Annotated in this window: 11 protein-coding genes; 8 read left to right on the forward strand and 3 right to left on the reverse strand. The window is 68.1% G+C overall.

What is annotated here, in order from left to right; translation table 11 throughout:
• Positions 1 to 71: 71 nt before the first annotated feature.
• On the forward strand, positions 72 to 2,348 hold the full coding sequence (locus LF41_RS07430) for a TonB-dependent receptor (RefSeq protein WP_036168514.1): 2,277 nt from the start codon (positions 72 to 74) through the stop codon (positions 2,346 to 2,348).
• 78 nt (positions 2,349 to 2,426) lie between these two features.
• Positions 2,427 to 5,741, forward strand: coding sequence for a PAS-domain containing protein (locus LF41_RS07435; protein ID WP_036168064.1), 3,315 nt, complete (start codon positions 2,427 to 2,429; stop codon positions 5,739 to 5,741).
• An 18-nt stretch (positions 5,742 to 5,759) separates the two neighbouring features.
• Here the strand turns inward: LF41_RS07435 and LF41_RS07440 are convergent, their stop codons facing one another.
• Together LF41_RS07440 and LF41_RS07445 are read right to left on the reverse strand one after the other, a co-directional pair.
• Positions 5,760 to 6,422 (reverse strand): response regulator transcription factor, encoded by a 663-nt coding sequence (locus LF41_RS07440; RefSeq protein WP_036168067.1) that lies wholly within the window; start codon positions 6,420 to 6,422, stop codon positions 5,760 to 5,762.
• A gap of 10 nt (positions 6,423 to 6,432) precedes the next feature.
• The gene (locus tag LF41_RS07445; protein WP_036168069.1) at positions 6,433 to 7,197 is read right to left on the reverse strand and encodes a 3-hydroxybutyrate dehydrogenase; all 765 of its coding nucleotides are present in this window, start codon (positions 7,195 to 7,197) and stop codon (positions 6,433 to 6,435) included.
• Positions 7,198 to 7,303: 106 nt separating this feature from the next.
• Here LF41_RS07445 and LF41_RS07450 point away from each other — a divergent pair, with 106 nt between their 5' ends.
• The 6 genes from LF41_RS07450 to pbpC all read left to right on the forward strand — a co-directional run bounded on the left by LF41_RS07450 (position 7,304) and on the right by pbpC (position 20,860).
• The gene (locus LF41_RS07450) at positions 7,304 to 9,016 is read left to right on the forward strand and encodes a D-(-)-3-hydroxybutyrate oligomer hydrolase (RefSeq protein ID WP_237577682.1); all 1,713 of its coding nucleotides are present in this window, start codon (positions 7,304 to 7,306) and stop codon (positions 9,014 to 9,016) included.
• A gap of 32 nt (positions 9,017 to 9,048) precedes the next feature.
• The gene (gene mtnA, locus LF41_RS07455; RefSeq protein ID WP_036168072.1) at positions 9,049 to 10,104 is read left to right on the forward strand and encodes an S-methyl-5-thioribose-1-phosphate isomerase; all 1,056 of its coding nucleotides are present in this window, start codon (positions 9,049 to 9,051) and stop codon (positions 10,102 to 10,104) included.
• Positions 10,105 to 10,288: 184 nt separating this feature from the next.
• The gene (locus LF41_RS07460) at positions 10,289 to 10,657 is read left to right on the forward strand and encodes a hypothetical protein (RefSeq protein WP_036168075.1); all 369 of its coding nucleotides are present in this window, start codon (positions 10,289 to 10,291) and stop codon (positions 10,655 to 10,657) included.
• Positions 10,658 to 10,748: 91 nt separating this feature from the next.
• The gene (gene gyrA, locus LF41_RS07465; protein ID WP_036168078.1) at positions 10,749 to 13,382 is read left to right on the forward strand and encodes a DNA gyrase subunit A; all 2,634 of its coding nucleotides are present in this window, start codon (positions 10,749 to 10,751) and stop codon (positions 13,380 to 13,382) included.
• Positions 13,383 to 13,508: 126 nt separating this feature from the next.
• Positions 13,509 to 18,494 (forward strand): alpha-2-macroglobulin family protein, encoded by a 4,986-nt coding sequence (locus LF41_RS07470; RefSeq protein WP_036168080.1) that lies wholly within the window; start codon positions 13,509 to 13,511, stop codon positions 18,492 to 18,494.
• Positions 18,491 to 20,860, forward strand: a complete 2,370-nt coding sequence (gene pbpC, locus LF41_RS07475) for a penicillin-binding protein 1C (protein ID WP_084073449.1) — start codon at positions 18,491 to 18,493, stop codon at positions 20,858 to 20,860. Before LF41_RS07470 ends, pbpC begins: the two co-directional genes overlap by 4 nt.
• Here the strand turns inward: pbpC and LF41_RS07480 are convergent.
• Positions 20,857 to 21,336: a peroxiredoxin gene (locus tag LF41_RS07480; protein WP_036168082.1), complete on the reverse strand. Its 480-nt coding sequence runs from the start codon at positions 21,334 to 21,336 to the stop codon at positions 20,857 to 20,859. The two genes, pbpC and LF41_RS07480, sit on opposite strands and share 4 nt — an antisense overlap.
• Positions 21,337 to 21,361 lie beyond the last annotated feature (25 nt).

The following is a 21,361-nucleotide window of genomic DNA, read 5'->3' on the forward strand; positions in this document are numbered from 1 at the left end:
GATTCGGCGGCGTCCTAGCCTTGGCCTCGATCCGCGGCCGTCCGCCGCGCCTGCATCGGGGAATGGAACGCATGAAGCGCAAGACACTGAGCCTGGCCATCGCCTGCGCCATGTTGCCGACGATCGCCTGGGCGCAGGACGCCCAGCCGGCGGCGTCGACGCAGCAGGAGACCGCCGCGAAGAAGACGACCACGCTCGAATCGGTCACCGTCACCGCGCGCAAGCGCGAGGAAACGCTGCAGGAAGTGCCGGTGGCCGTCACCGCGTTCACCTCCGACGCACTCGACAAGCTGCAGGTCGAAGATCTCGGCGACCTCGACGCGCAGGTGCCGAACCTCACCGTCTATGCCGCGCGAGGTTCCTCCAGCACGATCACCGCGTACATCCGCGGCGTCGGCCAGTCCGATCCGCTGTGGGGCGTGGACCCGGGCGTCGGCATCTACATGGACGATGTCTACATCGCGCGTCCGCAGGGCGGCCTGCTCGACGTGTTCGACGTCGAGCGCGTCGAAGTGCTGCGCGGCCCGCAGGGCACGCTGTACGGCAAGAACACCATCGGCGGCGCGATCAAGTACGTCAGCCGCCCGCTGACGCCCGACATGCAGGGCTTCGGTTCGGTGACCCTCGGCAACTACGGCCAGCGTGACTTCAAGGCCGGCATCGGCGGCGGCCTCGGCGGCAACGACGCGCTGCGCGCCCGCGTGGCGGTGGCCGACATGCATCGCAACGGCTTCGGCGAAAACCTCGTCACCGGCGATGACGTCAGCGACAAGGACGTGACCGCGTTCCGCCTGTCGGTCGGCGCGTTCGTGACGGACGACTTCGACCTGCAATTCAACGTCGACCACGTCGACGACACCTCCGGCGTGCGCGCCGCGCAGATGCTGGCGCCGAACCCGTTCGCGCCGTCGATCTTCGCGCCGAACCCGAACGCGCCGGAGAACGCGCCGCTGGTGGCTAACCGCTTCGACGTGCGCAACGGCATGCCGAACATCAACGACACCACCATGCTCGGCATGTCGGTGACGGCGAACTACAAGTTCAACGACGACTGGACCTTCAAGTACGTCTGGGCCAAGCGCGAGTCGGATACCGAGACCAACATCGACTTCGACACGCTGCAGTCGAAGACCGCCGACGTGAAGGCCTTCTACAGCGACCAGCAGACCACGCACGAGCTGCAGGTCAACTACGACGCCGGCGGACGCGTGCATGGCGTGATGGGCATCTACTCGTTCGACGGCTACGCCGGCGGCCAGGTGCTCAACAACTTCTTCAACCTGTCCTTCGGCGACACGCACGGCACGGTCTACACCCAGAGCACCGCGGTGTACGCCGACTGGACGTTCGACATCACCGAGAAGTTCTCGATCGACGCCGGCGTGCGCTACACCGACGAAGACAAGCACGCGGTGGTCACCAACCAGTGCTACAGCGATTCCACCTTCACCAACGTCGCCAACTGCGCGGGTCTGGGCACGCCGATCGCGGCGGGCTTCGACCGCACCATCAACTTCAAGAACACCTCGCCGAAGATCTCGCTGGACTACCAGGTCACCGACGACATCATGGCCTACGCGCTGGCCAGCCGCGGCTTCAAGTCCGGCGGTTACAACATCCGCGCGCAGGCCACGGCGGTGCCGCGTTCGGCCGAGCCGTTCGAAGACGAGCAGGTCGATTCGTACGAAATCGGCGCGAAGATGGGGTTCCTCGATCAGTCCCTGTTCCTCAACGCCGCGTACTTCTACAACAAGTACGACGACATGCAGCTCTCGGTGTTCACCGAATACACGCTGCCCAACGGCACGCGCGCGTTCTTCGGCGACTTCACCAACGCCGGCGCGGGCACCGTGCAGGGCGTGGAGCTCGAATACCAGTGGCTGGCGAACGAGCACTTCACGCTGTCGGGCAACCTGGCGTGGCTGGACGCGCAGTTCGACGAGTACCTGTACAAGGGCTTCAACATCGCCGACCAGCAGGAGTTCACCAACGCGCCCGAGTTCTCCGGCGCGGTGAACCTCGAATACCGCACGCCGGTGGGCGACATGGGCGAGCTCTCGGCCCGCCTGACGTACTCCTACCAGTCCGAAGTCACGGCGACCACCGAAGTGACCCGCGACCCGGTCACCAACGTGCGCACGACCCCCATCACGCAGGACGGCTATGGCCTGGTGAATGCGGGCGTGACGTGGGCCATCGACGACCACTGGTCGGTCATCGCGCAGGGCACCAACCTGACGGACAAGGAATTCCTGACCACGGGTTACGTGATCCCGGCCCTGGGCGTACGCACGGGCTTCTACGGCAACCCGCGCCAGTACAGCCTGACGGTGAAATACAACTTCTAAGGCGGGAACCCCTCCCAACCTCCCCCTGCTGTGCGGGGGGAGGAGCGGATACGCTAGGCGCATGACGTTGCGCATTCCATGTTGAACATCGGTGTCGTGGTTTTCGCGGGCCTGGCGTGGCTGGGCCTGCTGTTTTTCGCCGGGGTGTACGGCGAGCGGCACCCGCGTGCGTTTTCCTCGGGCTGGCGGCACGTCTACGCGCTCTCGCTCGCCGTGCACTGCACCTCTTGGACCTTCTACGGCACGGTGACGCAGGCCGCGCGCAACGGGTGGCCGTTGCCGCCCACCTTCCTCGGCGCGATCGTGCTGTACCTGGTCGGGTTCGGTTTCATGGTGCGGCTGGTGAAGCTGGCGCGCGAAACCAACGCCACGTCCATCGCCGACCTGATCGCCACGCGCCTGGGCAAGGATGCGTGGCTCGCCGCGACCATCACGCTGGTCGCCGCGCTCGGCCTGATTCCGTACATCGCGTTGCAGCTCAAGGCGATCGCCATGAGCTTCGGCATGCTCACGGCCAGCGACGCCACGGGCGCGGCGTGGCAGGACAGCGCGCTGTATGTCGCGCTGGCGATGGCCTTGTTCGCGATGTTGTTCGGCACGCGGCGCGTCAGCGCGGCAGAACACAATCGCGGACTCGTGCTCGCGATGGCGCTGGAATCGGTGCTCAAACTCGCGGCGATGCTTGCGCTGGGTGCGTTCGTGTGGTTCGGGCTCGATTTCGAGATGCCTGCGTCGTCGGTGCAGGCGCCGGTGTCGCCGGGCGGGTTCGCGCCGCTGGTGCTGCTGGGCGCTTTCGCGATGTTCATCCTGCCGCACCAGTTCCACATCGCGGTCGTCGAGTGCCGCGAACAAGGCGACGTGCGCACCGCGCGCTGGCAATTCCCCTTGTACCTGGTGCTGATCGCGTTGCCGGTGCTGCCGCTGGCGCGCGCGGGCGAGGCGTTGCTGGGGTCGAGCGTGCCGTCCGATCTGTACGTGCTCGCGTTGCCGCTGTCGCAAGGGCAGGAGGGGTTGGCGCTGTTCGCATTCCTCGGCGGGTTGAGTGCAGCGACGGGCATGGTCGTCGTCAGCACGCTCACCTTGAGCCTGATGATCGGCAACCACTGGTTCGCGCCGGGCCTGTTGCGCGGTGCGTGGGCGCGTGGCGATGGCGGCGACTTGCGCGGACACGTCCTCGCGCTACGGCGCTTCGGCATCGTCGCGATCATGTTGCTGGCGTGGGGCTACAGCCGGCTCGTCGCGGGGAGCGAGGCGTTGGCGGACGTCGGCGCCGTGTCGTTCTCGGCGCTCGGCACGTTGGTGCCCGCGCTCGCATTCGCCGTGTGGCGGCCGCAGACGCCGGCGCGCGCGGTCGTGGTCGGCATCGTGGCGGCGTTCGCGACGTGGTGCTGGGTGCAATGGGTCCCCACGTTCCATGCGCTGCATGGCACTTCACCGACGTGGTTGATCGACGGACCGTTCGGCATCGAGTGGTTGTCGCCGAACGGCTTGTTCGGGTTGACGGGGTGGAGCCGGCTCGGGCGCGCGGTGGGTGCGAGTCTGTTCGTCGGAACCGTCGCCACGGTGCTGGCGTTGGCGTGGAAACGCGAACTGCCGCGTCGCGCGCGGCGCGGTCTCGATGCGCGCACGCTGCGCGACGCGGGCCTGCGCTTCCTGCCGCCGGATCGCGTGGAAGCGATGCTGCGCGAAGCGCCGGCCGACGGCGCCGTGCCCGCGCAGACCGAAGCGCAGGTCGAACGCGAACTCGCGGCCGTGCTGGGCTCGGCCTCCGCGCGAGTACTTCTCGATGCCGCGCGGCGCGAAGCAGGGCATCTGGACACGGTGGCCGCCATCGTCGGCGAGGCCTCGCGCGATCTGCGGTTCAACCAGCGCGTGCTCGAGACTTCGCTGGAGAACATGGACCAGGGCATCAGCGTGGTCGATGCGCAGCTGCGCCTGGTCGCTTGGAATCGCCGGTACGCGGAGTTGTTCGGCTTCCCCGAATCGTTGCTCACCGTCGGCACGACGATCGCCGAACTCGCGCGTTACGCGCTGCAACAGATGCCACCGACGGGCGACGCCGAACGCGCGTTGCAACGGCGACTGTCGCACATGCGCGCGGGCACGCCGCACCTCACCGAGCGCGAGTTTCCCGACGGCCGCATCGTCGAGATCCGCGGCAACCCGATGCCGGGCGGCGGGTTCGTCGCGACCTTCACCGACGTCACCGCGTTCCGCCGCACCGAAGCGGCGTTGCTGCAATCGAACGAAACGCTCGAGCAACGCGTGGAAGAACGCACCGCCGCGCTCGAATCCGCGCGCCACGAGGCCGAGCGCGCGAACGACGCGAAGGGCCGTTTCCTTGCCGCCATCGGCCATGACTTGTTGCAACCGTTGCACGCCGCGCACTTGTTCACCGATGCCCTTGCGCAGCAGGTGCCCCCGGGCGGAAAGGAGAGCGTGAAGCAGATCCGCGGCGCGCTGGATTCGACGACCGATCTGCTGACCGCGCTGCTCGACATGTCGCGGCTGGAAGCAGGCGGCCTGGATCCGCAACCGCGCGCATTTGCGCTCGCCGACGTGCTCGAACCGCTCGCTTCCGAATTCCGCGTGCTGGCGGCCGAACGCGGCCTGCAATTCGACGCGCTCGCGACCTGCGCATGGGTCCACAGCGACCCGCAGTTGCTGCGCCGCGTGCTGCAGAACTTCCTCGCCAACGCGGTGCGTTACACCGACCGTGGTCGCATCGTCCTCGGCGTGCGCCGCACGGGCGGTGCGCTGCGCATCGAAGTGCACGACACCGGCCCGGGCATCGAGCGCGAAGCGCAGTCGCACATCTTCGACGAATTCCGCCGCGGCGCCGACGCCGCGGGGCAGGGGCTCGGCCTGGGCCTGGCGATCGCCGACCGCATCGCGAAGTTGCTCGACGCGCCGCTCACGCTACGCAGCGCGCCCGGCACCGGCACGATGTTCGCCGTGACGGTCCCGCGTGTGGCCACGCCCGCACGCGCGCAACACGCCGCCGCGAAGAGTGGCCTGGCCGGCACCCGCGTCCTCGTCCTCGACAACGAAGTCCTCGCCCGAAACGCCTTGCGGCAATTGCTCGAAGGCATGGGCTGCTCCGTGATCGACGCCCGCGACGCGAACACAGCCGACGCGGCGTTGTCCGAATCGCCCGCGGACCTGTGGTTGTTCGACTACCACCTCGACGACGGCGCCACCGGCGTCGGCGCGCATGCGCGGTTGTCGCAAGCCCATGGCGCGCGACCGACGCTGATCCTCAGCGCCGACGCAGGCACCGACGTGCGTGCCGCCGTGCAGGAAGCGGGCTTGCCGTTGTTGATGAAACCGTTGAAACCGTTGGCGTTGAAAAGCGTGCTGGATCGCTTGCTTGCTGCACGAGCGGTGACGTAGCAGGACGACGGCCAGCCGTCACTCCATCTGCCGCGACGGATCGCTCAATTCCAGTTCCCGCAGGATCACGCTCGCCTGCGTGCGATTGCGGACGCCGAGGCGTTCGAAGATCGCGGACAGGTGCGACTTCACCGTGCGCTCCTGGATGTCGAGGCGGTCGGCGATCTGTTTGTTGAGCAATCCTTCCGCCACCAGCGCCAGCACGCGGAATTGCTGCGGCGACAAGCTCGCCAGGCGTGCAGCGAGCGCGGAATCACCGGGCGTCGAAGGCGCGCCATTCACTGCGGCACGCAATGTCGCGGGCAACCATTGCTCCAGGGCGAGCACGCTGCGAATGGCGTGGCGCAGGTCGTCCAGACCGGTGCTCTTCGGCAGGTAACCCGCGGCGCCGTGGTCGAGTGCGCGGCGGATGACGCGCGGGTCATCGTTCGCGGACACCACGACGACGGCGACACCCGGGTGTTGCGCGCGGATCGCCGCCAATCCCGCGAGGCCATGGTTGCCCGGCATGTGGAGGTCGAGCAGCACGAGATCGATGCCCGGTTCGGCATCCAGGCGCGCGAGGACGCCTTCGAGCGTTTCGGCTTCGTGGACGTCGAGGTCGGCCACGGCGTCCTTCGCCGCGCCGCGCAATGCGGCCCGGAAGAGCGGGTGGTCGTCGGCGATCAGCAGGGACGGCATCGGGCCAGTGTCACTGCACGGTCCAGCCGCCGTCCACCTCGATTGTGTGCCCGGTGATGTTCCGCGCGTGCGGGCCCATCAGGAACGCGGTGATGCCGGCCAGTTCGTCGAAGCCGATGAACACGCCCTTAGGCATCGGCTTGAGCATCACCTCACGCACGACGGCGTCTTCGGGAATGCCCCGCGTGCGCGCCTGGTCGGCGATCTGCTTGTCGACCAGTGGGGTCTTCACGTAGGTCGGGCAGATGGTGTTGATCGTGATGTCAGTGTCGGCCGTTTCCAGCGCGATCACCTTGGAGAACCCGACCAGCCCGTGCTTGGCCGCGACGTAAGCGCTCTTGTACGGGCTGGCGACGAGCGAGTGGATCGAGCCGATGTTCACGATGCGGCCGAAGCCGCGTTCGCGCATGCCGGGCAGCACCGCACGCGACAAACGCGCGACACCGACGAGCATCACCTGCACGAGGAGATCCCATTTGGCGATTGGGAACTCTTCCAGCGGCGCGACGTGTTGCAGGCCGGCGTTGTTCACCAGGACGTCGATCGGCCGCGACACTTGCGCCATCGCGGCGGCGACGCTGTCATCGGACGTGACATCGAGGGCCAGCGCTTCGGCCGATCCGCCGCCAGCCTTGATGGCGTCGACGACGGCCTGCGCGGGCGCCAGGGCGACGTCGGTCACCACGAGATGGTGGCCCGCGTTCGCCAGTTCGGAGGCGATGCCGGCGCCGATGCCACTACCGGCGCCGGTGATCAGGATGCAACGTGGGGTCATGGCGTCGGGCTCGGAGCGTGCTGCGGCCAGCCTAGCAGGCCGTGGCGCGGACGCCTTCGGACGAAAGTACGATGCCGCGCGGCGGCCGGGTTGCTAGGGTGGCCGCATGGATAACATGCGCGAACGAGCGAAGTGGGGCGCGGCGCTGTGCGTCGCGATGGCTGGGCTGGCGGGTTGCGCATCCACGCCGCGCGCGACGGAGGCGACGACGATGTTCACCGCGACGCAGACCACCGAACACCGCGGCAGCGACGATCTGCTCACCGCCGGCCTGGGGATCGACGGATTGCGCGCGATGGCCGCGCCGGCGTTCGCCGATCCCGCGCATCCCACCGACGCCGAACGTCGCCGTCGCGCGCTGTGGAACAACTGGCGCGGCATCGCCGATCTCGGGCCGCTCGGCGGCTACGGCATCCTGTACGGCACGACGCAGGCGGTGCCCGGGCGCGAGTTCAGCGCACAGGCGCGCATCGATGGTGCGCACCAGCCGCATCGCGTGCTGGTGCAAGTGCCCGATGGATTCGATGCGACCAAGCGTTGCGTGGTCGTCACCGCGTCGTCGGGTTCGCGCGGCATCTACGGGTCGATCGCGGTCGCCGGTGCATGGGGCCTGCCGAAAGGCTGCGCCGTGGCGTACACCGACAAGGGCGCGGGCACCGATTACGTCGACCACGGCGCCGATGGCGTCGAGGTGAAGCACGCGCATTCGCAGGACAATCCCGAAGCCGATTGGGGCCGCCACGTGAAGCAGGCGGCGGAGTTCGCGCTGCAATCCCTGACGCAAGCCTTCCCGGACCAGGCGCCCTTCCGCTTCGACAACACGCGCGTCATCGCGGTGGGCATTTCGAACGGCGGCGGCGCGGTGTTGCGCGCGGCGGAACTCGACGGTGATTGGCTCGACGCCGTGGTCGCGGGCGAACCGAGCATCGACGCGGCCGGTGGTCGCGCGTTGTACGACTACACCACGCAAGCGGCGCTGTTGATGCCGTGCGCGTTGCTGGATTTGGAATCGCTGCCGCAATCGCCGTTGTCGGCCGCGGGCAAGGCCGTCGGCACCTTGCGTTGCACCTCGCTCGGCATCACGCCCAAGGACGCACGCGCGACATTGCAGGCGAGCGGTTGGACCGATGCCGCGATGCGCGCGGCGGCGTTGTCCGTGGATTTCGATCTCTATCGCGCGGTCGCCGTGACGTATGCATCGGCGTACGGGCGTTACGGTTTCAACGCGCATCCGTGCGGCTTTCGTTTCGGCGCGCAGAATCCGGACTTCACTCCGCGCGCAGCGACGGACGTCGAGCGCGCCGCCTGGTGGAGCGACGGCAGCGGCATTCCGCCGGGCGCGGGTGTGAACATCGTCGACACGAAGGTCGCCGCACCGGATTTCACGCTACCGGGCCTGCAATGCCTGCGCGCGTTGTGGGACGGGCAGGGCGCCGACGCCGACCGCGTGCGCGCGGGTGTCGCGCAGCTGCGCGCGAACGCCCCGCGCGCGGGGTTGCCGGTTGTCGTGGTGCATGGTCTCGACGACGGGCTGATCCCGCCCGCGTTCTCGAGCGCCCCGTACGTCGCGATGGCGAAGGCCGCCGGACGCGACGTGCGCTACTGGCAGATCCGCAACGCCCAGCACTTCGACGGCTTCCTCGCGCTGCCCGATTACGGCAGTCGCTACGTGCCTTTGCTGCCGTACGTGTACGCGGCCCTGGACCAGGTGAATGCGCATCTCGACGATGCGGCCAAGCCGTTGCCGGTGGATGCGGTGATCGAAACGAAACCGCGTGGGGCGACGCCGTTGTCGGCGGAGCATCTTGCGATTCCCTGAAGGCGGAGAGGGGGCGCGCTAAACTGCGCCCCATGGACGACTTCGACTACGCCCGCTACGACCGCATCCGCCCCATCCGCTGGACCGGCGAGGCGCTCGATCTTCTCGACCAGCGCAAGCTGCCGTTCGAAACGCAGTACATGACGTGCCGCACCAGCGACGAGGTCGCCGCGGCCATCCACGCGCTCGCGGTCCGCGGCGCACCGGCGATCGGCATCGCCGCGGCCTGGGGCGTCGTGCTCGCCGAACGCGAGATCGATGCGACCGACGCGCGCGACGCGGCCGCCAAACTCGAACCGGCCCTGCAACGCCTCAACGCCGCACGCCCGACCGCGGTCAACCTCGCCTGGGCGCTCGCACGCATGCGCGCCGCCCTGGCCCGTGCCGACCACGACTGGCGCGGCGCGCTCGAACGCGAAGCGCAGGCCATCGACACCGAAGACCTCGCCGCCAACCGCCGCATGGGCGCGCTGGGCGCATCGCTGATCGAACCCGGCAGCGGCGTCCTCACCCACTGCAACACCGGTTCGCTCGCCACCGCAGGCTTCGGCACCGCGCTCGGCGTGATCCGCGCCGGCGTCGCGCAGGGCCGCATCGACAAAGTGTTCGCGGGCGAAACCCGTCCGTGGCTCCAGGGCGCGCGCCTGACCGTGTGGGAACTGCAGCAGGATGGCATCGACGCCACCCTGATCGCAGACTCCGCTGCTTCGCATTTGCTTAAGTCTGGCAAGGTGCAGTGGGTGGTCGTCGGCGCCGACCGCATCTGCGCCAACGGCGACACCGCGAACAAGATCGGCACCTACCAGCTCGCCATCGCCGCGCGCCACCACGGCGTCGGATTCATGGTGGTCGCCCCGTCCTCGACCGTCGACATGGCCACCGCCAGCGGCGATCTGATCGAGATCGAGGAGCGCGACGCCGCCGAGCTGCACGCCGTCGGCGGCAGCCGCACCGTCGCCGAGGGCATCGACGCCTGGAACCCGGTCTTCGACGTGACGCCCCACGACCTGATCGATGCGATCGTCACGGAACGGGGCCTGATCCGCCGCCCGGATGAAGCCGCGATGCGGGCCGCCTTCGGGGGCTGAGTCGTCCTGCGCTCGAGACGTTTCGGCTCGATCCTCTCCCCCGCGTTCGTGACCTTCAGTCGGCCGCATTCGTCGCGGCGTGACGGGGTGTCGCGATGGAATCGTTCGCGAAATCCGCGCGTGTCATCGCGTGGATCGACGTCGAAGGTCGGGACCGCGTTCATCAGGAAGGAGGATCCCACGCGTGCAGCTGACTGATCTTCCGCAGGTGGAGCGTGATGCCCTGCACCTGCTGCTGGAGGGCGAAAGCCCGACGCTCATCGCGTTGCGGGCGCAACTGCGCCATCTCGCGTCGGTCACGCGGTCGCCCGATGCGGTGGGTGTGTATATCGACTTCCACCTGGACAGCAGGGCCATACCGCTCCCCGGAGCGCAGGATTTCGAGTTATCCGACGTCGTGGCCGACAGCCCCGGCGCGGAGCCTGTCGGGTTCATCCTGTTCATTCGAGGGGGGCTGGTTTCGCTACTCGAAGGCTACGTCGCCGGGGATCGCTATCCACACGAGGAAGGTCGCGCCTTCTCCGTCAGGCGGGACCCGGGCGAGACTTCATAACTCTTTGTTTTTCGGGCGTTTGAAAAGCGACTGGCGACCGGGTCCATGCTAGAATTCCCGCCTTGCGCACTCCTTAGAAAAAGCCCACCGAATGGCAGAACTCGCCAAGGAAATCATCCCGGTCAACCTCGAAGACGAGATGCGCCGCAGCTACCTCGATTACGCGATGAGCGTGATCGTGGGGCGCGCACTCCCCGACGTCCGGGACGGCCTCAAGCCGGTGCACCGCCGCGTGCTGTTCGCGATGAACGAGCTCGGCGCCCACAGCAACAAGCCGTATTACAAGTCGGCGCGCATCGTCGGCGACGTCATCGGCAAGTACCACCCGCACGGCGACACCGCGGTCTACGACACGCTGGTGCGCATGGCGCAGCCCTTCTCGCTGCGCTACATGCTGGTGGACGGGCAGGGCAACTTCGGCTCCATCGACGGCGACTCCCCGGCGGCCATGCGTTACACCGAGGCGCGCATGTCGCGCCTGGCGCATGAGCTGATGGCGGACATCGACAAGGAAACCGTCGACTTCCAGCCCAACTACGACGAGAAGGAACTCGAACCCACCGTCATGCCGACGCGGGTGCCGAACCTGCTGGTCAACGGCTCGGCGGGCATCGCGGTCGGCATGGCGACGAACATCCCGCCGCACAACCTCAACGAAGTCATCGACGCCACCATCGCGCTGATCGACGATCCGCTGCTCGACGTCGACGGCCTGATGCAGCACATCCCGGGCCCCGACTTCCCCACCGCGGGCATCATCAACGGCACCGCCGGCATCCAGCTCGCCTACCGCACCGGCCGCGGCCGCGTGCGCATGCGCGCCCGCGCCGAGATCGAAGTCAACGAAGACACCGGCCGCGAAGCCATCGCGGTGTCGGAGATCCCGTACCAGGTCAACAAGGCGCGGCTGATCGAGAAGATCGCCGAGCTGGTGAAGGAAAAGAAGCTCGAAGGCATCAGCGAGCTGCGCGACGAGTCCGACAAGGACGGCATGCGCATCTACATCGAGGTCAAGCGCGGCGAGTCGGCCGAGGTCGTGCTGAACAACCTCTACGCGCAGACACAGATGGAATCGGTGTTCGCGATCAACATGGTCGCGCTGGTCGACGGCCGCCCGCAGCTGCTCAACCTCAAGCAGATGCTGGAAGCCTTCGTGCGCCACCGCCGCGAAGTCGTCACGCGCCGCACCATCTTCGAACTGCGCAAGGCCCGCCAGCGCGCCCACGTGCTGGAAGGTTTGACGGTCGCACTGGCCAACATCGACGAGATGATCGAGCTGATCAAGACGTCGGCCAACCCGAACGAAGCCCGCGAGCGCATGCTCGACCGCCGCTGGCCCCCGGGCCTGGTGGGTTCGCTGCTGGCCGCCGCCGGCGCCGATGCCTCGCGTCCGGATGACCTGCCGGCGGGCGTCGGCCTGTCCGAAGCCGGCTACCAGCTCACCGAAGTCCAGGCGCAGCAGATCCTCGAGATGCGCCTGCACCGCCTCACGGGCCTGGAGCAGGAAAAGCTCACCGACGAATACAAGCAGTTGCTGGAAACCATCGCCGGCCTGATCCGCATCCTCGAAAACCCGGACGTGCTGCTCGATGTCATCCGCACCGAGCTGCGCAACCTGAAGGAAGAATTCGGCGACGCGCGTCGTTCGGAAATCCGCGCCAGCGAGGAAGACCTCGACATCCTCGACCTCATCGCGCCGGAAGACGTGGTGGTCACGCTGTCGCATTCGGGCTACGCCAAGCGCCAGCCGGCCAGCGCGTACCGCGCGCAGCGCCGCGGCGGCCGCGGCCGCAACGCGGCGATGGCGAAGGACGAGGATTTCATCGACCGCCTGTGGCTGGTCAACACGCACGACACGCTGCTCACCTTCACCAGCGCCGGCCGCGTGTTCTGGCTGCCGGTGCACCAGTTGCCCGACGCCGGCCCCAACGCCCGCGGCCGTCCGATCATCAACTGGATCCCGCTGGAAGCCGGCGAGCAGGTGCAGGCCGTCCTCCCGGTGCGCGAGTACCGCGACGACCGCTACGTGCTGTTCGCCACCCGCGACGGCACGGTCAAGAAGACGGCGCTCACCGAGTTCGCCTTCCGCCTGCAGCGCGGCAAGATCGCCATCAACCTGGACGACGGCGACGCGCTGGTCGGCGTCGCGCTGACCTGCGGCGACAGCGACATCATGTTGTTCGCGTCCAACGGCAAGGCCGTGCGCTTCGCCGAAAACGAAGTCCGCGCCATGGGCCGCACCGCCACCGGCGTTCGCGGCATGCGCCTGGCCGAGGGCGACAAGGTCCAGAGCCTGATCGTGATCGAAGGCGACGGCGACATCCTCACCGCCAGCGAACGCGGTTACGGCAAGCGCACCCCGGTCGCGGACTACCCGCGCAAGGGCCGCGGCACGCAGGGCGTCATCGCCATCCAGACCACCGCGCGCAACGGCAAGCTGGTGGGCGCCATCCAGCTCAGCGACCACCACGAGGTGTTGCTGATCTCCGACGGCGGCACGCTGGTGCGCACGCGCGCGGCGGAAATCTCGCAGGTCGGCCGCAACACGCAGGGCGTCACGCTCATGCGCCTGGCCGAAGACGAGACGCTGCAGGCGGTCGAACGCGTCGACGCGTCGCTGGACGACGAGACGGTTGTGTCGGAAGCTGAAGGCGCGGCAACGGCGATGGTCGACGCGTCCGAAGCGGTGTCCGCCGACGCTGCCGAGGATCGTTCTCCGGAGTGATCGCCCGAGTGCGTGCAACGCACATCGACGACGCCGCCTCCGGGCGGCGTTGTCGTATCCGGGGCATGCTTCAAGGCGATCGCACGACGGCGGCCTGCCGTCACAACACAACTTAGGGGTTCGATCATGCAACGCTGGGCGCGTCCGAACGGAGTCGGGGGTGCGATTCGGAATGCAATCGGGTGGGTGGCCATCGCCGCCCTGGCAATGGGCTTCGCTGCAGGGTGCAAACCCCAGCCGGGAGGCGAACTCCCGGAAGTCAGCGGCGAGAAGATCGCCGCGAAGAAAGCGCAGGTCGCCGGGTTCGGCCTGGTGTCCGCGTATCCCGACCAGCAAGGCGACACGCTCGCGCTGGCGCTCGAATTCAGCAAGCCGTTGGTCGGCACGCAGGAGTTCGACGACCTGCTGTCGGTCACGGACAAGGACGGCTCGCGGGTCAAGGGCAGCTGGGTGCTCGACGACAAGGGCGACGACGAAGGCCGCGTCCTGCGATTCCCACACGTCGAAGCCGGCCGCGATTACATCGTGTCGGTCGAAGCCAAACTCACCGCCGCCGACGGCCGCACGCTGAAGGAAGACATCCGCCGCACGGTGCACACCGGCCCGCTCGACCCGGTGGTTGGCTTCGCCTCGCAGGGCAGCGTGCTGCCGGCGCGCGAAAGCCGCGGCTTGCCGGTCGTGTCGATCAACGTGCCGGAAGTCGACGTCGAATTCCTGCGCATCAAGGACAGCGAACTGCCGCGCTTCTTCGCCGAGTTCCAGCGCGGCGGACGCCGCGGCACCTGGGATCTCGAACGCGACTACAACTGGGACGACGACAGTGGCGTCTCGCGCAGCCGCACGCCGTTGTCGAAGATGGCCGAACCGGTGTACGTCAACCGCTTCACGCTGGGTGGCCGCACCAACGAGCGCGTGCTGACCTACCTGCCGCTGCAGGACATCACGGAGCTGCAGAAGCCCGGCCTGTACTTCGCGGTGATGAAGCGCGCCGGACAGTTCACCGAGCAGTACGACACCGCGTTCTTCACCGTCAGCGACCTCGGCCTGCACACGCGCGCCTACAAGGATCGCCTGTTCGTGCACGCCGCCTCGCTGCAATCGGGTGCCGCGCAGCCGACGGTCGAACTGAAAGTGCTGAACGCCGCGGGCGAGGCCATCCTCAAGGCCAGCACCGACCGCAACGGCAACGCGCTGCTGCCGTACAAGCTCGATGCGACGCACGTCTTGATCGCCACGCACGGCACCGATGTGTCGATGCTGCCCTTCAACCAGCCGGCGCTCGATCTGTCGGAGTTCGCCGTCGCCGGCCGCGAGCAGGCGTGGTTCGACGTCTTCGCCTGGTCGGGCCGCGATCTGTATCGCCCCGGCGAAACGGTGCGCATCTCCGCGTTGTTGCGCGACCAGGATGGGCAACCGATCGACACGAAGGGCAAGGCGTTGCAGCCGATCTTCGTGCGCTACGTGCAACCCGACGGCAAGGCGCTGCTCGAAACCCCGCTGCAACCCGACACGCAGGGCTACGTTCGCCACGCGCAGGCCATTCCGGCCGACGCCGCCACCGGCCGCTGGAAAGTGGAATTCCGTACCGACCCGGCCAGCAAGGACGCGGTGCAGGGTATGACGCTGCGCATCGAGGAGTTCCTGCCCGAGCGCATGAAGCTCGACCTCGACGCGCCCGCGCGCCTCTCGCCCGGCCAGCCGCTGCAATTGAAGGCGGTCGGCGCGTATCTGTACGGCGCGCCCGCGGCGGGCAACCGTTTCACCGCGAAACTCGCCGTCGCCGTCGAACAACATCCGATCGAATCGCTGAAAGGCTGGTTCTTCGGCGACCCGACGCTCACGCTGCCGAAGGACGCCAAGGACGTCGTCGATACCGAATTCGGCGACGACGGCACGCTCGTGCAACCCATCGCGTTGCCGAAGGAGGCCAGGCCCGTTTCGCCGATTGCCGCGGTGGTCACCGGCAGCGTGTACGAAACCGGCGGGCGCAGCGTCAATCGTTCGATCAAGCGCGTCGTGTGGCCGGCCGAAACGCTGGTGGGCGTGCGCCCGTTGTTCGACGACAAGGAAGGCCCGGGATCGGATTCCAACGCCGGGTTCGAACTCGCGCGCTTCTCCGCCGACGGCGCCATGCGCGCGGTGCAGGGCGCGCGCGTCACGTTGATGCGCGAGAAGCGCGACTACCACTGGGCGTGGGGCGACGAAGGCGGTTGGGATTACGACTACAGCAGTCGCTGGTCGTCGATCGAAACACGCACCGTCGATCTCGGCACGACCGCCATCCGCCTCGCGTTCCCGGTGGAGTGGGGCAACTATCGCATCGAGGTCTACGACCCGACGACCAAACTCACCACGCGTTACCCGTTCACCGCCGGCTGGAGCTGGGACGACGAGAACCGCGGCCTCGACGCGCGCCCCGACAAGGTCAAGCTCGCGCTCGACAAGACGCACTATCGCGCCGGCGACACGATGAAGGTCACCGTGACGCCGCCGCACGAGGGCGAAGGCCTGCTGATGGTGGAGAGCGACAAGATGCTCTTCGTCCAGGGCATCACGGCGAAGGCGGGCAGCACGTTCGAAATCCCGGTCACCAGGGAGTTCGAGCGCCACGATGTGTACGTCACCGCGCTGATCTTCCGCGGCGGCAGTGCGCGCAGCAAGGTGACGCCGGCGCGCGCCGTCGGTATCGCGCATGTCGTGATGGACCGCCGCGACCGCAACGTCGCGGTCGGCGTGGCCGTTCCGAAGGCGATGCGCCCGCAGCAGAAGCTGCCGGTGGTCGTGAGCGCGCCGCAATTGGCGGGCCAGGTCGCGTTCGTGTCGGTGTCGGCCGTCGACGTCGGCATCCTCAACATCACGCGCTTCCCGGTGCCCAACGCCGCCGAGCATTTCTTCGCGCAGCGCCGCCTCGGCGTCGATGCCTACGATCTGTACGGCCGCGTGATCGAAAGCTTCGACGGGCAGACCGCGAAGATCCGCTTCGGCGGCGACATGGCCCCGCCGCTCGCGCTGCCGCAAGCGCGCAGGCCCACCTCGCGCGTGCAGACCGTCGACCTGTTCAGCGGCCCGGTGAAGCTCGATGCGAAGGGCATCGCGCGGGTGAAGCTCGACGTGCCCGACTTCAACGGCACGCTGCGCGTCTCGGCGCTCGTCTGGTCCGGTGGCAAGTACGGCAGCCGCGCGAACGAAACCCTCGTGCGCGCGCCGGTGCTGGCCGAAGCGAGCATGCCGCGCGTCCTCGCGCCGGGCGACAAGAGCAACGTCACGCTCGACGTGCAGAACTTCAGCGGCCAGCCGGGCGCGTTCAAGGTGCAGGTCGATGGCATCGGTCCGCTGTCGATTGGCAACGGCGCGCGTACGGTCAAGCTGGCGAAGGACGAACGCACGACGCTCACCTTCCCGCTGCAGGCGAAGGAAGGCTTCTCGACCGCGCAGGTGCGCGTGCGCGTCGATGGCAACGGGCACAAGGTCGATCGCAAGTACGACCTGCCGGTGCGCGCGGCATGGCCGCAGGTCATGCGGACGCGCAGCGTCACGGTGCAGGGCAACGGCCCGATCGCGCTCGATCCGACGCTCCTCTCGGGGCTGATGCCCGATTCGGTACGCGGCCGCCTCGTGGTCAGCGCGTATCCGCCGATTCCGTTCGCCGCGGCGCTGGAAGACGTTCTGAAGTACCCGTACGGCTGCGCCGAGCAGACGACGAGCAAGGGCTACGCGACGTTGGTGCTCGACGATGCGACGGCCAAACTGCTCGGTGTTCCGCCGCTCGGCGACCGCGAACGCCGCGACCGCATCGCCGGTGCGCTCGCCCGCCTGGCGGGCATGCAACTGGCGTCGGGCCACTTCTCGTTGTGGGGCGATGATTTCGTCGATCCCTCGCTGACGCCGTACATCACCGAGTTCATGCTCGATGCGCGCGAAGCCGGCTTCGCAGTGCCCGAAGCGATGCTGCAGAAATCGCTGAAGGCGCTCAACGAAGACCTGCTGTCCGGTGGTCCGCAGTTCTACAACTACGACCATCGCCCGCATCTGATGTTCGCGTATCGCGCGCACGCCGGCTACGCGCTGGCCCGCGTCAACCGCGCGCCGCTCGGCACGCTGCGCGCGCTGTACGACGACGAACGCGCGAAGGCCGAAACGGGCCTGCCGCTCGTGCGCCTGGGCATCGCGCTGTCGCTGCAGGGCGACCGCCGCCGCGGTGCGAAATCCATCGCCGAAGGCTTCGCGTTCGACGATTCGCATCGGCCGGAATACCTCGGCGACTACGGCACGCGCATCCGCGACGACGCGATGATGATCGCGCTCGTTCATGAGCGTGGGCTGGCGAAGCCTGAGTACGACGCGCGTTCGATCGCACTCGGCCGCGAACTCGACGCCCGCCGCAAGGAACGCTGGTTCTACCTCAGCACGCAGGAACAGGTGTCGATCGCGCGCATGGGCAAGGCGTTGATGCGCGGCAAGGGCAAGGTCGTCGCGGGCCAATGGATCGGTCCGAACGTCCGCAGCGATGTCGCGGACGTGCCGATGACGGGCCGCCTGGTGGACAACGGGGCGCTCGACCTGCGCTTCGTGCCGACCACGCCACCGCCGTACTACGTGAGCATGGAAGTCGCCGGCATCCCGCGCGAGGCACCTGCGCCGGACAAGTCGGTCATCGACATCCAGCGCACGTACTACACCACCGACGGCAAGCCGTGGGCCGGCGACAAGCTGGTCGAAGGCGACAGCCTCATCGTGCAACTGACGGTGAAGGCCTCCACGGCGATGCCCGATGCACTCGTCGTCGACCTGCTGCCCGCGGGCCTGGAAATCGAGAACTTCAACCTCGGCGATGCGAAGCAGTGGGCGGGCGTGGTGATCGACGGCATCGAGATCGCCAACCGCGATCGCGCAAACGAACTGCGCCACGAAGAGTTCCGCGACGACCGCTATGCCGCCGCGCTCAAGCTCGATCGTTACGACACCGCACGCCTGTTCTACCTCGTGCGCGCCGTAACGCCGGGCACCTACGCGGTGCCGCCGCCGCAAGCGGAGGACATGTACCGGCCCGAGTTGCGCGGCACCGGCGTGCGCACGCCCGCGACGATCACGGTGACCCAACCGGGGCAATGACCGTGCGCAGTCGAAGGCGGTGGTGGTGGCGGGGACTGTTGGCAGCGGAGCTGCTGCTCGTCCTCGCCATGCTGGCGGACCTCGCGTTCCCCGTGCCGTTGCCCGATGGGCGCGGCGCGGGAGCGATCGTCCTGGCGCGCGACGGCACGCCGTTGCGCGCTTTCGCCGACCGCGACAGCGTGTGGCGGTATCCGGCGTCGATCGATCGTGTGTCGCCGTTGTACGTGCAGGCGCTGATCGGCTACGAGGACCGCTGGTTCTACGCGCATCCGGGCATCAATCCCGTCGCGATGGCGCGCGCGGCGGGGCAGTGGGCGCGGCATGGGCGCGTGGTGTCGGGCGGCTCGACGTTGACCATGCAAGTCGCGCGGATCCTCGATCCCCCGAAGCCCGGCCGGCGCAGCGTGTTCGACAAGGCGCGGCAGATGGCGCGGGCGCTGCAACTGGAAGTGCATCTGTCGAAGAGCGAGATCCTCGCGCTGTACCTGGATCGCGCGCCCTTCGGCGGCACCATCGAAGGCGTCGAAGCGGCCAGTTGGGCGTACCTTGGCAAGCCGGCGGCGCGGTTGTCGCATGCGGAAGCCGCATTGCTTGTCGTGCTCCCGCAATCGCCGAGCCGGTTGCGGCCGGATCGCGCGCCCGAGCGCGCACGCGTCGCACGCGACAAGGTGCTCGCGCGCATGGCGACGCAGGGCCTGTGGCCGGCGGGCGACGTGCACGAGGCGAAGATCGAACCGGTTGTCGCGCGTGCATTGGAACCGCCGCGCCACGCGCAACTGCTCGCGCAACGTCTGCGCGATGCGGCGCCCGGCGCGTCGCGGATCCGTTCGACCATCGACAACGATTTGCAACGCATGCTGGAAGAGCGCGTCGCTGCGTACTTCTCCGATTTGCCGCCGCGGACATCGGCCGCTTTGTTGGTCGTCGACAATGCGACGCTCGAAGCGCGCGCTTATGTCGGCTCGGTGGAATTCGGCGATCCCGAGCGGTTGGGCCACGTCGACATGGTCAAAGCCTGGCGCTCGCCGGGCTCGACGCTCAAACCGTTCCTCTACGGCCTGGCCATCGACGACGGCCTGATCCATTCGGAAAGCCTGCTCATCGATGCGCCGCAGTCGTTCGGCGACTATCGGCCCGGCAACTTCGACATGGCGTTCAACGGGCCAGTGGCCGCGTCGGAAGCGTTGCGCCTGTCGTTGAACGTGCCCGCCGTCGATCTGCTCGATCGCGTCGGCCCTGCGCGATTCGCCGCGCGGCTCGAGAACGCAGGCATCGCATTGAAATGGCCGGAGGGCGGGGCGCCGAACCTGGCGATGATCCTCGGCGGCACGGGTGCGCGATTGGAAGACCTCGTCGGTGCGTATGCGGCATTGAATCGCGACGGCATCGCCGGCCGCGTGCGTTATCGGCCGGATGCACCGCATGTCGACCGCCGCCTGTTGTCGCCGGGCGCGGCATGGATCATTCGCGAGATTCTCGAAGCGCATCCGCGCCCGGGCACCGTGGCCGATACATTCGATTCGCGCTCCCGCATGCGCGTGGCATGGAAGACGGGCACGAGTTACGGCTATCGCGACGCGTGGGCGCTCGGCAGTACGCGGCGCTACACGGTCGGGGTGTGGGTCGGCCGGCCCGACGGCACGCCGATGCCCGGGCAATACGGCGCGATGACCGCGCTGCCGTTGTTGTTCGAAACCATCGACAGCCTGCCGGTCGCGGCGACCGACACGGCGCCGCGCCCGCCGCCGCAAGGCGTGGAGGAAATCGAAGTGTGCTGGCCGCTCGGCCTGCCGCCCGATCCCGCGGCGCCCGGGTTGTGCCGCAAGAAACGCGAAGCGTGGACGCTCGACGGCAACGTGCCGCCAACCTTCGCCGAACGCGATGCGCGATTGTGGAACGCGGGTGTCGAACGATTCGACATCGATGCACGCACGGGCCAACGGCTCACCGCCGATTGCACGTCGATGCACGACCGCCGGCCGACCGAACTCGCGCGCTGGCCCGCACTCGCGTCGCCCTGGCTGTCCGACGAAACGCGCGCGGCGGCGACGCTGCCGCCGCGTGCCGCCGATTGCGAACCCGACAGCCGCGACGCCACCGAGTCCTTGCGGATCGATGGTCTCGTCGACCGCGCAACCCTCGCGCGCCCGTCCAACAGCACCGCACCGTTGAAACTCTCGGTGCGCGCGCTCGGCAGTGAAGCGCGCATCCGCTGGTTGCTTGACGGCCGCATGGTCGGCGAGACCCGCGGCGCCGCGCCGTTCGCTTTCGACTTCGCCGCCCACGGCGCGCACACGCTCACTGCGCTGGCCGAAACCGGCGCATGGGCGGCGATCGGGTTCCGGGTCATGGAACCGGGCGGTTAGCCCAGTTGCTCTAGGACGTAGTCGGCGGCCGACACGCGGAACTCGCCCGGCGATTCGACATGCAACTGCTTGACCACGCCGTCCTCGGCGTACAACGCGAAGCGTTTGGAACGCAGGCCCATGCCGTAACCGCTCGCGTCCATTTCCAGGCCGAGCGCGCGGGTGAAGTCGCCATTGCCGTCGGCCAGCATTTCCAGGCCCTGCGGCACGTGCTGCGAATCGCCCCAGGCCTTCATGACGAACGGGTCGTTGACCGACATGCAGAGCACTTCGACGCCGCGCGCCTTGAAGTCCTCGAACTTCTCGACGAAGCCCGGCAGGTGGCGCTCCGAGCAGGTCGGGGTAAAGGCGCCGGGCACCGCGAACAGCACGACCTTCTTGCCGTCGAACAATGTGCGCGTATCGACCGTCTCGACGCCGTCCTTGATGCGCTTGAGGGCGACTTCGGGGATGCGGTCGCCGGGCTGGATGGACATGGGGGAATCCTTGCGTGGGGGGCAG

The organism is Lysobacter dokdonensis DS-58, assembly GCF_000770795.1.
Classification (GTDB): Bacteria; Pseudomonadota; Gammaproteobacteria; order Xanthomonadales; family Xanthomonadaceae; genus Noviluteimonas; species Noviluteimonas dokdonensis.

Excerpts from the sequence above, each read along its gene's own strand:
- LF41_RS07430 (WP_036168514.1), top strand. The coding sequence starts at position 72 with ATGAAGCGCAAGACACTGAGCCTGGCCATCGCCTGCGCCATGTTGCCG.
- LF41_RS07435 (WP_036168064.1), top strand. The coding sequence starts at position 2,427 with ATGTTGAACATCGGTGTCGTGGTTTTCGCGGGCCTGGCGTGGCTGGGC.
- LF41_RS07440 (WP_036168067.1), bottom strand. The coding sequence starts at position 6,422 with ATGCCGTCCCTGCTGATCGCCGACGACCACCCGCTCTTCCGGGCCGCA.
- LF41_RS07445 (WP_036168069.1), bottom strand. The coding sequence starts at position 7,197 with ATGACCCCACGTTGCATCCTGATCACCGGCGCCGGTAGTGGCATCGGC.
- LF41_RS07450 (WP_237577682.1), top strand. The coding sequence starts at position 7,304 with ATGGATAACATGCGCGAACGAGCGAAGTGGGGCGCGGCGCTGTGCGTC.
- mtnA (WP_036168072.1), top strand. The coding sequence starts at position 9,049 with ATGGACGACTTCGACTACGCCCGCTACGACCGCATCCGCCCCATCCGC.
- gyrA (WP_036168078.1), top strand. The coding sequence starts at position 10,749 with ATGGCAGAACTCGCCAAGGAAATCATCCCGGTCAACCTCGAAGACGAG.
- LF41_RS07470 (WP_036168080.1), top strand. The coding sequence starts at position 13,509 with ATGCAACGCTGGGCGCGTCCGAACGGAGTCGGGGGTGCGATTCGGAAT.
- pbpC (WP_084073449.1), top strand. The coding sequence starts at position 18,491 with ATGACCGTGCGCAGTCGAAGGCGGTGGTGGTGGCGGGGACTGTTGGCA.
- LF41_RS07480 (WP_036168082.1), bottom strand. The coding sequence starts at position 21,336 with ATGTCCATCCAGCCCGGCGACCGCATCCCCGAAGTCGCCCTCAAGCGC.